Annotated in this window: 13 protein-coding genes; 4 read left to right on the top strand and 9 right to left on the bottom strand. The window is 68.5% G+C overall.

Going from position 1 to position 14985, the window contains the following annotated elements; all coding sequences use genetic code 11:
- Positions 1-903 precede the first annotated feature (903 nt).
- Genes EDD27_RS38555 through EDD27_RS38530 form a run of 6 tightly spaced genes read right to left on the bottom strand, consistent with a single transcriptional unit; the run spans position 904 to position 8447 of the window.
- Complete coding sequence (locus tag EDD27_RS38555; protein ID WP_127936773.1) at positions 904-2769, bottom strand: hypothetical protein; 1866 nt, start codon at positions 2767-2769, stop codon at positions 904-906.
- 2 nt (positions 2770-2771) lie between these two features.
- On the bottom strand, positions 2772-3602 hold the full coding sequence (locus EDD27_RS38550; protein WP_127936772.1) for a carbohydrate ABC transporter permease: 831 nt from the start codon (positions 3600-3602) through the stop codon (positions 2772-2774).
- Entirely contained in the window at positions 3592-4533 is a 942-nt protein-coding gene (locus EDD27_RS38545) for a carbohydrate ABC transporter permease (protein ID WP_206641843.1), read from the bottom strand. The genes EDD27_RS38550 and EDD27_RS38545 overlap by 11 nt, the downstream gene beginning before the upstream one ends.
- A gap of 1 nt (position 4534) precedes the next feature.
- The gene (locus tag EDD27_RS38540; RefSeq protein ID WP_127936770.1) at positions 4535-5800 is read right to left on the bottom strand and encodes an ABC transporter substrate-binding protein; all 1266 of its coding nucleotides are present in this window, start codon (positions 5798-5800) and stop codon (positions 4535-4537) included.
- A gap of 20 nt (positions 5801-5820) precedes the next feature.
- Positions 5821-7425: an FAD-dependent oxidoreductase gene (locus EDD27_RS38535; protein WP_206641842.1), complete on the bottom strand. Its 1605-nt coding sequence runs from the start codon at positions 7423-7425 to the stop codon at positions 5821-5823.
- A gap of 8 nt (positions 7426-7433) precedes the next feature.
- Positions 7434-8447, bottom strand: coding sequence for a LacI family DNA-binding transcriptional regulator (locus tag EDD27_RS38530; RefSeq protein ID WP_127936769.1), 1014 nt, complete (start codon positions 8445-8447; stop codon positions 7434-7436).
- A 221-nt stretch (positions 8448-8668) separates the two neighbouring features.
- Here EDD27_RS38530 and EDD27_RS57190 point away from each other — a divergent pair, with 221 nt between their 5' ends.
- Positions 8669-9682, top strand: a complete 1014-nt coding sequence (locus tag EDD27_RS57190; protein WP_127936768.1) for a glycoside hydrolase family protein — start codon at positions 8669-8671, stop codon at positions 9680-9682.
- 270 nt (positions 9683-9952) lie between these two features.
- Here the strand turns inward: EDD27_RS57190 and EDD27_RS38520 are convergent, their stop codons facing one another.
- Both EDD27_RS38520 and EDD27_RS38515 read right to left on the bottom strand, forming a co-directional pair.
- Positions 9953-10507: a cysteine dioxygenase family protein gene (locus EDD27_RS38520; RefSeq protein WP_127936767.1), complete on the bottom strand. Its 555-nt coding sequence runs from the start codon at positions 10505-10507 to the stop codon at positions 9953-9955.
- 13 nt (positions 10508-10520) lie between these two features.
- Positions 10521-11168: a dihydrofolate reductase family protein gene (locus EDD27_RS38515; protein WP_127936766.1), complete on the bottom strand. Its 648-nt coding sequence runs from the start codon at positions 11166-11168 to the stop codon at positions 10521-10523.
- Positions 11169-11275: 107 nt separating this feature from the next.
- On the opposite strand from EDD27_RS38515, the gene EDD27_RS38510 reads away from it, so the two are divergent.
- Complete coding sequence (locus tag EDD27_RS38510) at positions 11276-12142, top strand: LysR family transcriptional regulator (RefSeq protein WP_127936765.1); 867 nt, start codon at positions 11276-11278, stop codon at positions 12140-12142.
- A 208-nt stretch (positions 12143-12350) separates the two neighbouring features.
- Here the strand turns inward: EDD27_RS38510 and EDD27_RS38505 are convergent, their stop codons facing one another.
- The gene (locus EDD27_RS38505; RefSeq protein WP_127936764.1) at positions 12351-12806 is read right to left on the bottom strand and encodes a hypothetical protein; all 456 of its coding nucleotides are present in this window, start codon (positions 12804-12806) and stop codon (positions 12351-12353) included.
- A gap of 728 nt (positions 12807-13534) precedes the next feature.
- On the opposite strand from EDD27_RS38505, the gene EDD27_RS38500 reads away from it, so the two are divergent.
- Positions 13535-14377, top strand: coding sequence for an aminoglycoside adenylyltransferase domain-containing protein (locus tag EDD27_RS38500; protein ID WP_127936763.1), 843 nt, complete (start codon positions 13535-13537; stop codon positions 14375-14377).
- Between the two features lie 298 nt (positions 14378-14675).
- Entirely contained in the window at positions 14676-14822 is a 147-nt protein-coding gene (locus tag EDD27_RS55955) for a hypothetical protein (RefSeq protein ID WP_206641841.1), read from the top strand.
- Positions 14823-14985 lie beyond the last annotated feature (163 nt).

The following is a 14985-nucleotide window of genomic DNA, read 5'->3' as shown; positions in this document are numbered from 1 at the left end:
GGCGCTCGCCCCCGCGAGTACGGCGGCGTACAGCCCCACCATGAGAGCGGCGAGCAGGCCGTACGTGAGGAAGCGGCGCAGCAGCGGCCCGGTCTGGTAGAGATCGTGCCTGAGCATGGCCACGGCGATGCTCACCGGCAACGCGAACATCCCCGCCAGCGTCAGCGGCAGCACGTACGGCGGCACCACCGACGGGGCGAACACGCTCGCCACGAAACACACCGCACCGACGCAGATCCACAGGAGCTGCAACCGCCGCTGCCCCCGCGCGCGGACCGTCCGGACGATGAGCCCCACCGCGCAAGCCGCCGCGATCAGCACCAGCACCACCAGGACCGGCGCCAACGCCCCCATGACGGGCCGCAGCGCCCCCAGGCCCAGCGGGTTGCCCTCCTCCGGGGCGAAGGCCACCAGCAGGGTGAACACAGCCGTCGCGACCGCGCTGACGTACACGACGGGACGCCAGCGCCGGCCCGGCAGCTCACCGTCGGGGACGTGGAGCAGCAGCACGGTGCACACCACGAGCAGCGGCGGCGCCCAGACCCACCGGGCGACCCAGACCGCCCACGCGGCAGGATGTGCCTCCGCCGCGTACGCGACGGCACTGAACACCGCCAGCAGGCACAGCGGGCCGACCACGCCGCCCTGCCGCCGCGCAACGAGGTACGCCCCCAGAGGGACGAACCCGAGCGCGATCGCCACGTCCTCCAGGTGCTCGCCCGAGGAGCCGCCCAGGATGATCAGCACGCAGGCCAGCCCGAACACGGCCCAGGCCAGGGCGGCACGCATGGGCCCTCCTCGATCGCCTCAAAGTCGACCCATCATAGGTGCCCCTGATCAGTGCGTTGCCGCTCAGATGTCACGCTCCAGGACCGGTTGTCCGGACCCTGATCCCGGCCCGCGTCATCCCATGATGACCGTGAGGTCGAACGTGCCTTGGTGAGGGATGCGGAGGGCGTGGAAGCGGCGGGCGCCGTCGCGGAAGTAGCGCACGGTGCCGGCCGCCAGGATCGCCTGCAGCGGGGTGCCCCAGCGGAAGCGGATCGTGGTGCCGCCCCGGCGGAGGTCGAAGCCGTCGGCGGTGGCGCTGGTCGAGCCGCCGAACGCCGCCTGTGTGCCGTCGGTGAAGGTGAGGACGTCCGTGGGGTGGAGGACGAGAGGGATCTGCTCGGTGGCGGCGGCGTTCGCCGTGACGGTGCGCCGGATCGTCCGGCGGGCGACGAGGACGTCCGTGGTGACGTTCGCGTTGCCGTAGCGGATGCCGAAGGCGGCGGGGGCCTGACCGCCCGCCCACTCGCTGCCACCGGGGGCGCCGTGGAAGTAGGTGGCGGGCAGGGGGCCGTTGGAGTCGGGCGCCTGGCCGGGGAAGACGGTGGACCAGCAGGCGTGGTTGTTGTCGTTGAGCCCGCAGATGATCGTGCCGGCTTCGGGGTGCCACAGGAAGGTCAGGCCGGTGCGGCTGCGGGAGGCGCGGCGGCCGAAGTAGCCGCCCAGGTACAGGCCGGGCTTGCGGACGTACAGGAAGTCCTGTCCGCTGTCCCTGCGCAGTTCGACGAAGTTGTCGGAGCGCAGGTAGGGCAGGTCCGCGATGGCGTCGGCTCGCTGCTGTCTGCTGGGGAACCGCTCGTCGTAGAGGCCGTGGGTGAGGATGCGCGGCGAGGTGTCCTGCTTGGCGAGCGGCGTCACCGGCTCGGTGGAAGCGGCCCAGGCGGCGCGCGCCTCGGCCAGGTCCTCGCGGGCGGTCATGAACGCCGACAGCAGCGGCACCTGGTGGGTGAACGTCCAGTTGAGCGCGGTCCTGTCGGGATCGGGCCGGACCTCGTCGTACCAGCGGGTGCTGGTGCGGGTGGAGGGGGCGACGTTGACCATGTATCCGGCGCCGTCGGGCTCGCGCAGCAGGTTGTAGGCCAGGAAGCCGGTGAAGGCGCGGGCCATGTCCACCAGGTTCGGGTCCGGGTTGTGGTGGTAGGCGTCGGCCAGTTCGGGGAGCATGACCTCGAAGTTGTAGTTCATGTCGTGGCCGCGCTCCTCGTAGAAGAAGCCGACGGGGCTCACGCCGGTCGCGGCGATCCGGGCGAACGCCTCGGTCAGGCCCGTGGCCAGCGTGGGGTCGGGGTCGAGCTTGAGCGCGAGCGCGGCCCCGGCCAGGCCGGAGGCGGTCTGGTTGGCGAAGTAGAGGGGTTCCTGCCAGACGGTGCGGTTGGCGGGGTTCAGGAACCAGGTCATGGCCGTACGCAACGCGGCGGTGAGCTGGGCCTGCCGGGCGGGCAGCACTCCGGCCGAGCGCAGGATCCGCAGGGTCTTGGCCAGGTAGCCGATGCCGAACCCGGTGGGGGCCAGGCCGTGCTCGTTGCGGCTGTACTCGGGGAAGGAACCGTCGGAGTGCTGGAGCGACAGGTAGTGGCCGAGCGCCGCGTCGAGCGCGGCCAGCAGGCTCGCGTCCCCGGCGTACGGGTTCCACGGGCGGGCGTTGGCGTAGAACCAGGCCAGCGTGAAGACGTGCTCCTGCACGCGGGCGTTGTACGACGCCGACGGCGTACGCCACCAGCCGCCGGCGAAGAAACCGCTGTCGTCCATGTCGTTGACCATGGGCGCGAGGGTGGCCAGGTACGGCGCGAAGCGCTGCTCGTGGGGGGCGAACAAGGCGCGGTTCAGGGTGGGCAGCGGCGCCAGGTCGGGGACTTCGGCGGATGCGGTGCCGGGGAAGAGCACGGGGGCGGCCACCGGGAGCAGGGCGGTGGCGCGGAGCAAGGTGCGGCGGGAGAGCATGGTCAGCCTTTCAGACCGGTGTGCGCGAGCCCCTCGATGAACTGCCGCTGGGCCAGCACGAAGACGACCAGGATGGGCAGGGCGGTCATCGTGGCGGCGGACAGCTGCACGTTCCACAGGGGCGAGCCGTAGGCGTCGACGAACTGGGTGAGCGCCTGCGGCAGGGTGAACTTCGACGGGGTCGACAGGAACACGATCGGTTCGAGATAGAGGTTCCACGAGTGCAGGAACGTGAAGATGGCGACGGCGCCGAGCGCGGGCCTGGCCAGCGGCAACGCCACCCGGCAGAAGGTGCCGAAGCGGCCGAGCCCGTCGACCCTGGCGGCCTCCTCCAGCTCGCCGGGCAGCGTGATGAAGAACTGCCGCATGATGAACGTCGCCAGCACGCCGGGCGCGCCCAGGATCGGCACCAGGATCAGCGGCCAGTGCGTGTCGGTCGTCCCCGCCGTGTGGAACATCTGGAACAGCGGGACGATCGTCACCTCGCTGGGGATCAGCAGGCCGACGAGCACGACCAGGAAGAGCACGTTCTGGCCGGGGAAGCGGATGCGGGCGAAGGCGTAGCCGGCCATCGCGGCCACCGCCATCGTGCCGACGGTCACCACCGCGGCGATGTAGAGACTGTTGAGGTACTGCTGCCCGAACGGCTGCAACTCGAAGACCCGGCCGTAGGTGGAGAAGTCGAACCTGGAGGGCACCAGCGAGGGCGGAAACGCGAAGATGTCGCTGATCGGCTTGACCGACGAGGTGACCATCCACCAGGTCGGGAAGACGAACGGCACGCACAACACGCACAGCAGCGCGTACAACGCGAGCTTGACCCTACGACTCATGGAAGACCCACCTCCGGCGCAGCCGCCACTGCAGCAGCGTCAGCGCCGCGACGATCAGGAACAGCAGGACCGACAGGGTGGCGCCGTAGCCGAGGTGCCGGAACTGGAAGGCCTGCTGGTACAGGTAGTAGACGAGGACGGTGGTGGACATACCGGGTCCGCCCTGGGTGAGCACGGCGATCTGGGCGAACACCTGCAGCGACCCGACCACGGTGATGATCGAGGTGAGCAGGATCGTCGGGCTGATCAGAGGCACCGTGATGCGCAGGAACCGGGTCCAGGCGCCGGCGCCGTCGAGCTGCGCCGCCTCGTACAGCTGGCGCGGCACGCCTTGGAGCGCGGCCAGGAACAGGACCATGTTGAGCCCCACGTTCTTGACGACCTGGACGACGACGACCGACAGCAGGGCGGTGGTCTCGCCGCGCAGCCAGTTGGGGCCGTCCACGCCCGCCACGCCGAGCAGGCCGTTGACGCCGCCGTCCTGCTGGAGCAGGAACTGCCAGACGATGGTCCAGGCGACCAGCGACACCAGCACCGGCGAGAAGAACAGCGTGCGGAAGAACGTGGTGCCGCGCAGCCGCTGGTCGAGCAGGATGGCCAGAGTGAGGGCGAGGGTGAGGTTGAGCACGACCAGGCCGACCGAGAAGAACGCGGTGCTGGTCAGCACCTGTCCCATGTTCGGGTCGGCGAGCAGCTTGGCGTAGTTGTCGCCCCCGACGAACTCGAACGTGCCCGCCAGCACGTTCCACTCCTGGAGGCTGTAGTAGACGACCAGGCCGAGCGGCAGCAGGACGAACAGCGCGCTTCCGGCGAGCTGCGGCGAGATCATCAGGTAACCGACGAGGGCGTCGCGCCGGGGGATGGTCCAGAAGTGGCGGGGCCGGGTGGCGGCGCGCTCGGCCACCCGGTTGCCGAGATCCGTCACCGTCACGTCATCCGCCCAGCAGCGGCTGGATCTTCGCGCACACGCCGTCCAGCACCGCCTTGACGTCGGCATCCGGCTTCCACAGCGGGTCGAGTGCGGCCCTGGCGGTCTGAGCGAGCTCGGCCTGCCCCTTATGGCTGGGCTTGACCACACCCTTCTCGATGCCGTCGATCACCACTTCCTGGAGCTGATCGCCGTTCAGCATGGGGCTGGTCTTGGCCATGGTGTCGGCTGTCAGCAGAGAGCTGCGCGCGGGCGGGAAGTACGCGGCGAGCTTGGCCGAGTTGGCCACGTTGGTGAAGTAGGCGAGGAAGTCGGTGGCCTGCTCGGCCCTCGGCGACTTCTTCAGCACGCCGATCCCGGCCTGGCCGATGACCGCGTACTCGCCCTTCGGCCCAGCGGGCAGCGGCACCAGGTCCCACTTGAACGTCGCGTCCTCCAGCATGGCTGCGCGGGAGATCTGGGCAACGGCCATCGCGGTGTCGCCGGAGAAGAAGTCGACGGCGGTGCCCGGCCCCGGCATGGATTTGTCGGTGAAGATCGCCTTGTGCATGAACGTCATGGCTTCGACCATCTCGGGCGCGTTGAACTGGCACGTGCTGCCGTCGTCGCTCCACGCCTTGGCACCCCAGCCCTGCCAGACGGTGGCGAGGTTGTCCCAGGCCTTGTAGTCGAAGTTGAGGATGGTCAGGCCGTTCTTGCCCTTCGCCGCCACGGCCTTGTTGATCTCGTTGGCGTGCTCCCAGTCCCACTGGCCGGCCTTGATCAGCTCGCGCGGCGTTTTCTGGCCCGCGGCCTTGACCAGGTCGGTGTTGACGAAGACGCCGAAGGGCGAGGTGGAGAACGGGTAGGCGTACAGCTCGCCGTCGCGCTCCCACAGCCGGGTGGCGGCGGGGACCAGCTCGCCGGCGTTCTCGACCTTGCTCTTGAGCGGGACGAGGGCGCCGGAGCCGACGAAGTCGGGGGCGGAGTTCTCGAGGATCCATGCCAGGTCGGGGGCGTTGCCGCCGGCGATCTGCGTGGTCAGCGTGGTGGTGTAGTTCTCGAACGGGATCGGGTCGAAGGTGATCTCGCCGACCTGCGGGTGGGACTTGCGGTATTCGGCGGCGATCTCGTTGAACAGCTTCAGGTGGGCCTCGTTGGAGGTCCAGATCGACATGCGCAGCGGCTGCGGGCCCTGCGCGGCAGGCGCGGCGTCGCCGCCGCCGCCGCAGGCGGTGACCGTGAGGAGGGCGGTCAGCGTGAGGGCCGCCAGCTTCCCGGATGCTTTCATGGGGGGTTCTCCTTCTGGCGTCAGTAGCCGGTGACGTCGGGCCAGCGCAGCTCCACGCCGTCGCGGACGAGCCGGTGCTGGTAGTCGGCCAGGAGCCGGCCGTCCGCGCGCACGGCGTGCGGCGTGGTGGCGCGGTCCAGGCAAAAGGCGGCGAGCGCGCCGGCCGCCTCGCCGACGTTCCACTCCACCGGGTGCAGGCGGTAGGCGCCGTTGGTGATGTGGGTGGTGCCGATGTTCTTGCAGGCGGGCAGCAGGTTGCTCATCCGCTGCGGGATCAGTGCCCCGAGAGGGATCTCGAACGGGGAGCAGGCGACGTCGATGTAGTTGTCGCCGCCGGTCGACGGGTGCAGGTCGATGCGGTACATGCCCACGCCCACGGAGTCGTGATAGGAGACGGCGCCCTTATCGCCGCGTACCGCCACGGACAGGTCCTGTTCGGTGACGGTGGTCAGGGCCCGGACGCGCCGGGACTCGCGGATGTAGGGGGCCTGGGCGAGCCCGTCGGCGCCGCCGGTGACGTCGCCGCGCAGCCGCAGGCCGGGGTAGCCGGTGCCGCCGTCGTGGCGAGGGGCCTCGGTCTGCAGCCAGTACAGCACCGACATCGACAGCTCACGGGCCGCCGCCAGGTGCCGATCGGCGTCCGGCACGTCGATGACCGGCCCCTCCAGGTAGTCGATCATCGGCCAGTTGACCAGCGCGATGTCGCTGTCGTACGCGCTGGGCAGGAAGTTGTCACGGGCGGCGATCCTGCGGAACGTCCACAGGTTGCCGTCGCCCGGGTTGACCCGCTGATCAGCCTCCACCAGGCGGGGGTCGTCACCCGGGTTCGGGGTGAAGGAACGCTCCACGATCTCCAGCGTCCGCGGGTTCGGGCAGCGCCACGACAGCAGCCGGTCGCCCCAGAAGGGCGGCTGGTAGGCGCGCCAGAAGTCGTACGAGGCGGGCTTGTCGACGGTGTGGTCGCCGTCCACGTGGTCGATCGCGAAGCACACGGACACGGCCTGCATGTTCATCGGCTGCGCCGTCGCCGGGGCGCTCGGCTCGCCGGTGTCGCCCTGCGACTCGAACCCGGTCACGTACTCGGCCCCGGTCAGCGGCAGCAACTCGCCGGTCTCGGTGGCGTCCAGCACGTACGGCGCCACCGCGATGACCTCATCGCCCCCGTCGCGGTGCGCTAGCCGCACGGCCGTGACGCGATCGCCGTCCACCTCGGCCCCGACCGGCCGGTACGGCTGGAGCACGCGCAGCCTGCCCGACCCCCGGTACGGGGCCAGCATGGCCTCGATGACCGCGACCGCGACCCTGGGCTCATGGCATAACTTGCTGACGTGCCCGGCGCCCGGGTTCAGCTCCCGCCACGCCCGCGCCCGCTCGGTCAGCGGGTAGTGGTCGCGGTAGTAGCGCCGGATGCCGTCGCGCAGCGCGCGGTAGCTGGCCGTGACGCCGAACCGCTCCACCCAGGTGTGCTCGTCCGGCGGCACCGCCTGGCTGGTGAGCTGGCCGCCCAGCCATTCGTACTCCTCGGTGAGCACCACCGATCGCCCGGCCCGCAGCAGGGCCAGCGCGGCGGCCACGCCGCCCAGCCCGCCGCCGACGACGAGCGCGTCTGCCGATATCTCAACCACGTGGGGGGTTACCTCTCCTCATGTACGGGTGCCAGCGTCGATCCCTCGACCAGCTCGCACACCAGCAGTTCCTGCGGGATGCCGCCGCGTTCCAGCACCCGGGTGAGCAGCTCGACGGCCCTGCGGCCCATCTCCCGCCGGGGGATGCGGAACCCGGCGAAGTCGATGTCGGTCGACACCGGCCTGGTGGGCGCGCCCAGCGCGACGATGGACAGGTCGCGCGGCACGTCCAGCCCGCGGACCTTGGCGGCCTCGGCGATGGCCACGCCGTCGGCCAACTCCTCGGCGAAGACCACGGTGGCGCCACAGTCGAAGAGCCCGTCCGCGGTGGTCAGGTGCAGCCCTTCGACACCGGTCGCGGCCACGCCTTCGGTGAAACCACGCAGCCGGTCGGCGTAGGACTCCGGGCCCTGCCCCGCTCCGACATAGGCCATCCGCCGGTGCCCGAGCGCCGCAGCCCGCTCGACCAGCGCGCGCACCGCCGGCGGGTAGTCCGCTCCGACGTACGGCACCGGCCCGCCCGCGTCGTCGCGGCGGCCGACCGAGACGAACGGAATGCCCTCGGACAGCAGCCTGGACAGATCCTCCCGGTCGATCGTCCGGCCGAGCAGGACGCATCCGTCGGCCAGCCTGATCCGGCTCTCCGCGCTGAAGATCCGCCGCCGCTCCCCCTGCTCCACCTTGGCGCTGGTGAACAGCAGAAGGTCGCAGCCCGCCTCCTCGGCGCACTCCTCGATCCCGACCAGGAACGGGTGGTAGAAGTCGGCGCTTTCCGCGGGGAAGACAGCCTCGTAGGTGAACACGCCGTAGATGCGGTTGCGCCGTTCGACGAGCCGGCGCGCCGCGGGGTCGGCCACGTACCCGGTCTCCCTGATCACCTGAAGCACCCGATCGCGGGTTTCGGGCGAGATCCGCACCTCGCCCTCGGCCCTTCCGTTGAGCACCAGGGACACCGTCGTCTGGCTCACTCCAGCCATGCGCGCGATGTCCTGCTGCGTCAGCCGCCGCCCTGAAGCAGTCACAGTGCGTATCACCCGTCGTGTCGATAATGCGTATTAGTTCGGTCATTGTGTGACCGGAGATAACGGGACGTCAAGAGATAATCGCTGGGTAATTCGTATTAGCAGCGGTATGGCTTGCCCTGGTCATGACGACGTACAGTGACGCCAACGGGCGACGGTGTGTCGAAGGCCTTGCCGGCTCTCACGGTGCCCCATCGCCTTTCGCGACCAGGATCGGAGGCATGTTGACCATCCATCAATCAGGCCGGGACTCACGTCCGCTCACCCGGCGCGGCGTGTTATCCGGCGCCGCGACTCTGGGCGCCGCGACCACCGCCGGACTCGTCGCCCGGCCCGCCCCCGCCGGGGCCGCCGCCCAGCCGGCGGGTCTGCCGGTGTTCCGATACGTGCGGGACGCGCTCGCCCTTCCCCTGCACTACAACCGCACTGGGGAATTCATCTTCCCCTGCATCCGAGGGGTGTACGACAAGCTCAGCAACCCGCGCTCGCGCTACTACCTCTACTACGCCCCTCATGAGAACCCCGGCGGCATCTGCGTGGCCTTCAGCGACACCTTGGAGGGTCCGTTCCGCGACTACAGCGGCAACCCGATCATCGACAACCACCTGCCCACCACCACGGTCAGCCACGTGTCCTCGCCGCACGTCACCTGGGACGGCTCCACCAGGCAGTTCTTCTGCTACTTCCACGGCGAGAACTTCACCACCCGCGTGGCCCGCTCCACCGACGGCATCGCCTTCACCGACGAGACCCCCATCCTGAGCACGCACCTGGTGTCCGGCACCTCCGAGACCTCCTACGCCCGGGTCTTCGAGCATTCCCTTCCTGGCCGCGGCAACAAGTACGTCATGGTCTTCATGGGAGTGAAGAACGGCCGCCGCATCTTCTACGGCTGGTCCCCCAACGGCTGGGACGGCTGGCAGTTCAGCCAGGAGCCGCTGGTCAACCCCGAACCCGACGGCGTGACCGACATCTCCGGCCCGACCCTGGTCAAGCGCAACGGCACCACGTATGTCGCGTACCACGGCAACGACGGCAACATGCGCATCACCGAGGTCGGCAACGCCTTCGACAAGGAGGTCCACCTCGGCGTCCTCCACTCCCCGATCGCCTCGGACAACGGCCGCGTGGCCGCGCCGTCGTTCGGCACCCAGGACGGGATCGAGTACATGTTCTACGAAGCCGGCCCTCGGCTGCAGGCCCGTATCTGCATCGCCCGCGCCGTTCCCGCCTGACCTGTCTGCATGTCCGGCTCGGCTGGCGCCGCCGCCCAGAGAAGAGCAGAACCGGCGAATCCGGCCGGCGGCGCAACCGTGCCCCCACCACGAGACCAGGGCCGCTCGAGGGAGGGCCCTCCCCCGAGATGTGGACACATTGAGTGCCGGATAACGGAGATCCGGAGACAAGCTCGGCAGGTGGGGCCAGACGACGTCCGTAGGTGAGGCCGCTCGCCATCCGTGGAACCAAAGGCTGCCACGCAAACCAAGGGGAAGGGCCGGGCTCCCTCATTCGCCTGCCGGGCTGTCCCAGCCAGAGACGAACCATCGGACTGCTCCAGTGGCTGGATCGTACAACCGCCGGTTGATGGTGCCGATGTTGCCTCCGTAGACGTGGATCCCGACGGTGGGCTCGTCGCCGACGGCCGCGACGGCGTGGACGTCGTCGTCGGTCGTACAGCACACGGTGACCTGCCCGCGTTCCCACACCTGCTCACCGGCAGGCGTCAGGGCTCTGCCCGGCTCAGACGCCGCGGGCTTGACGTAGCGGAACTCCCGTTCGGCCCCCGCGTAGATTCCGACGACACCCCATGTCTCGTGTCCGTGCACGGGTGTGCGTTGACCTACGTTCCAGACGACAGACGCAAGTGACCAACTGTCGTCGGGGGCGATGTAGAGCGGGTACGTGACATGACGCTCGTCCGACGGCCGGGTGACCTCCGGGGGAAGCCGGTAGTCGCTGGCCAACAGAGCGGACAACCGGGCCGCGACCTGCTTCGTGATCTCGTACTCGTCGTCGATGCTGCGGACCAACGACGCCACGTCTTCGATGAAGATATCCAAGGTCTGCCACCCATCACCGGCTCTTGGCCGTGAACGTCAGATGGGTGACACCAGAGGGCGTCGAGACCGCCTCGATGTCGTATGCCTCCTCCAGCGACTCCAGGCCGTCCCAGAGCCGGACACCGCGGCCGAGCACGATCGGGACCTGTACCAGGTGCATGTGATCGACCAGCCCCTCTGCGAGGAAGTCGCGTACCACCGAGGGCCCGCCGCCGAGACGCACGTCCTGGCCACCGGCCGCCTCGCGGGCCCTCTCGAGCGCCTCGGCGGGTGAGGCGTCCAGGAAGTGGAACGTGGTGCCGCCCTCCATCTCGATCGATGGCCGCGGCCGGTGGGTGAGCACGAAGACCGGCGTATGGAACGGCGGGTTGGCGCCCCACGCACCCTTGTAGCCGGGGTCGTCCTGCCAGCCAGGCGGGCCGAACTTGCCGGCGCCCATGATCTCGGCGCCGATGCCGGCACCGTGCATCGCAGCGAACGCGTGGTCGGCGCCGCCACTGCCGCCCCGGCCGCCGCCCATCTCATGCCAGAACCGGGTGGCGAACATCCACTCGTGCAGGCGTTCGCCGGCGTGCCCGAACGGGGCGTCGGGGGCCTGACCGGCGCCGGTAGCGAAGCCATCGAGCGAGATCGCGAAATTGTGAACTCGTACGTCGGACATCAGAGTGCTCCTTCGATGGTGAGCTTCCTGGTGGACACCAGCATGACCCAATAGATTTATGACGTCTAATGCTAATATTTCGGCAATTACATCGATATTCTCGATGAATGCTCAACCTGATCCATCTCAAAGTTCTGGCCGCGGTGGCGCGACATGGGTCCGTGACCGAAGCGGCAAAAGAGCTGCACTACTCGCAATCGTCAGTCAGTCACCACCTGGCGCGTTTGGAAGCGGCCACTGGCGCCAAGCTCGTTCAGCGTGTCGGTCGTGGGATCCGATTGACCCCGGAAGGGCAACTGCTGGCCATCCGGGCCACCGAGATAGTGGGACGGGTCAACGCGGCCGCCAACGAGCTGGCAGCACAGGTCGGCTTGCAGGCCGGGCGAGTCCGACTGGCCGCCAACGCGTCGGCATTGAGCACGATCGTGCCCAAGGCGGCCGCCACGCTGGCCCAGGCACACCCGGGACTCGAGCTGATCCTGATCGACCGGCACCCGGTCGAAGCGCTACAGATGCTGCGACACGGTGAGATCGACATCGCACTCATCTTCCGGCACGCCGACGCCCCATTCGAAGAAGAAGAGGGATTCCGCCTCGTCCACCTCGGCGACGACCCGATCTACCTCGTAAGCCGGCGACCCGACGACAGCATCGCCAACCATCGCCACTCCGCCTGGATCGGCGGTTGCGAACGGTGCCAGAACGAGGTGATCACCGTGTGCCGGCAAGAAGGCTTCACCCCACGCGTCGCATCACTCAGCGACGACATGGTGGTCGTGCAAGCCCTCGTCGCCGCCGGCAAAGGCGTCACCATCCTGCCCGGACTCGCGCTCCAAGCCCACCGCCGGCCCGACATCCACACCACCGAACTCACCGACTTCCCCCGCCGGCTCTACGCCGTCACCTACGGCGAACCACCGGACTCGCCCGCCATCGCCGCCGTGCTGGCGACTCTTACCGAGGCGGCCGCGTGAGCGATGTCGAATGCGCTGACGACGTCCCTCCACTGACGATCAGGGCCCCAACCGTGAGGTCGTCGGAGTGTCCTGCTTCCAGCCGTGCCCCTACTGCCGCTACTTCGCCACCCGCCCCTGGCGATCGGGGAGAGAAGGGAAACCGACCGAGAGCCATCTCGTGATCATCGGCTGATCATGAGATGGCTCTCGGCGCGCACTTGGGTCGTCACATCTTGAAGTGGGTCCAGCCCGCCCGCCACGCTCCGTAAGTCTTGGGACCTGGCGGGTAGCAGCCGCCGGAGTGGCACAGCGCAGTGCTCTTTATCAGACGGCTTACCTTTCCGGATTCGGCGCCGTAGAGGACACTTTGCCATTGCCATTGCTTCGAACCCGTCGAGTACCGTTTCGTGCAGAATTCCTCGACGTGCGCGACGATGAAGGACCGCTCCCGCGAGTAGCTGATCATTCGGTCGGGTGTTGGCTTTACATTCTTGACAAATACCGTGTCGTATTTGCGCCGGGAAATAGCGAGGTTATATGTCCTTGTCTTGGCGCCCTTTGTGCAGGTCTGGCCCTTCCATTTCCAGTACAGGAAGTACGGAGGAGATGCCGCAGCCGACACCGGAGTGGCTGCCGCCACGCCGGTGGCGAGCATAAATGCCGCCAAGCCGATGCCCAGCACTCTCGCCCACTCCTGCCGAACTCGCGTGCTTTGTAACGCGGTTGGCCTCGACATTTTCTTTTCCCTCCTCGTGTGATGTGAATAAAGCTAACTGTAGAGACCGTGAGTATGTTCTGGGTATATCGAAGCATCCGGGGTCGAGGAACGAAGGGACTGTCATTACGGATATCCAGGATCGTCAGGCAGGGACGGTCCTGCGCAAGCCGCGCCCGGCCAGCGGCTCCTCGAACTCGTCGCTCAGAACCACGGCTTGACCGAGCACGACCAGGCAACCGCCACGATCTCAGCACCGACCAAGGACTGATCCTGTGGTTCGACCCGAGCTCAGCCCAGCACGGCGCCTGGGAGGGGAGCATGTGGCCCTTCGCGCGCCGGGAGCGCTGAACGCGGGCCGCAGGACCGTCTTGAATCGCGCGTACCTAAGAATCGCGATCTAGCCCAGTACAGTGTGGCGGGGGGATGGCCTCGTAGAGGTGGACCTGGGACTGGTCCACGCCGAGCAGGTCCTTGCCAACCTCGAAACTCTCCCTCCACTGGCCGGCGCAGACCGGCCGCGGCGATCATGTGGGGCACGATGGGTCCGGCCTGCGGCGTACGGAGCAGCAGTGGAAGGGGCCAGCTCTCCGATGCTTCCAGGACCAGCAGGAAGTGGGCCGGGCTGGCCGAGGCGTTGTGCGGCGCGTCTGATCGGTTCAGCCTCGCCGCTTGGTTCTGGGAGCCTGTGTCGCATGCTTCCAGACGATGTGGCACGCGCGGTTTCCCATTACCTGTCCGTGGCCGATCGGCTGCTGCCCGAGCGGATCCGCGGTTTCTACGTGGTCGGCTCGGTCGCGCTGCGCGCCTGGCGGAAGGGGCGCAGCGATATCGACTTCGTCGCGGTGGTGGACGGCGACCTCGCCGAGCGGGACATGCGTCGGCTGGCGCTCCTGCACAAAGTAGGCAATCTGCCGGCGGCCTGGCAGGCCCTGGTACGGGCCCGGCCGAACATCCCGGGCACGCTGAACGGGGTATTCGTCGCGGCAGGCGACCTGGGCAAGCCGGTCACCCAGATCCGCCCGCTCGCCTCGCACAGCGGGCCGCGGTTCCGGCGGCGCCACGGGTTCGAGGCGAATCCGGTGGTGTGGAAGGTCCTGCTGGAAAAAGGCGTCACGGTACGGGGTCCGGCTCCTGACGACCTGGGCCTGGACCCGGAGCCGGGCAAGCTGCGCGAGTGGAATCTGCGGCAGCTGCATGGGTACTGGGCCACCTGGGCCGACAACGCGCTGTCGGGCAAGCCTCGGCGTAAGCCGCTGCTGCCGGCCCACCGGGTGGCCATAGCCGCCGCGTTGTCTCCTCCCCGGCTGCACCACACGATCGTGACGGGAGAGGTGATCTCCAAGGAGGCCGCGGCCGAGTACGCGCTGGGTACCTTCGAGGCACGCTGGCATCCTTTGATCCGTCTGGCACTGGCCCATCGTCTCGGAGTGCCGGCGTCCGCCGATGCTTCTGTGAGCGATCCGCGCCGGTTGCCTCGCCTGGTGGGCGAGTTCATCCGCGACGTGATCGCGAGCGCGGACCGGCAGCGATCATGACGGGTTCCCATCCCATGGCTGGCCGGCGGTTCCAGGCGATCGTCAGAGCGGACAGGCATCACGCGGCGGGGCAGGTGGTGTCCTCGCCTGGGGTACTTAGGTACCAGGTATACAAGGGAGTGATGGGTACGACCGCTGCTCCGAAGCGGACCGTGCGCGGCTCCTGGTTGCGACGGGCGAGATTGTGGTCCACTCACAGGAATCCCTGGGCGCGGCCCGCGACCGCGTCCCAGGCCTCCGGGACTCCGTGACGGCGGTAGAGCCGTGCGTCTGAGGCAACCGACCGTAGGCTCGCCTCATGACAGAGGAACTCTTCAAGGACGGCAAGCTCTCCGGCGAGGGCGAGGGCGAGGGCGAGGGCGAGGGCGAGGGCGAGGGCGAGGGCGAGGGCGAGGGCGAGGGCGAGGGCGAGGGCGAGGGTTCTACTTCCGGAACGGCCAGGTAAAGGCCAAGGGCAGGCTACCGATCCGGTCAGATTCGAACCCCTGACCCTTCGATGCGAAGCAATGAGGATCGATGCATGACTTCAGCCCCGTTCGCACCCATCCATCCTATACGGCTCCGGATTTGGCTCCCCTTCGGCCTCTCGGTCAATCACGGCTGCTGCG

This window comes from Nonomuraea polychroma (assembly GCF_004011505.1).
Lineage (GTDB): Bacteria > Actinomycetota > Actinomycetes > Streptosporangiales > Streptosporangiaceae > Nonomuraea > Nonomuraea polychroma.
Note: the sequence above shows the minus strand (reverse complement) of the source record. Positions and strands in the feature narration are given on the sequence as shown.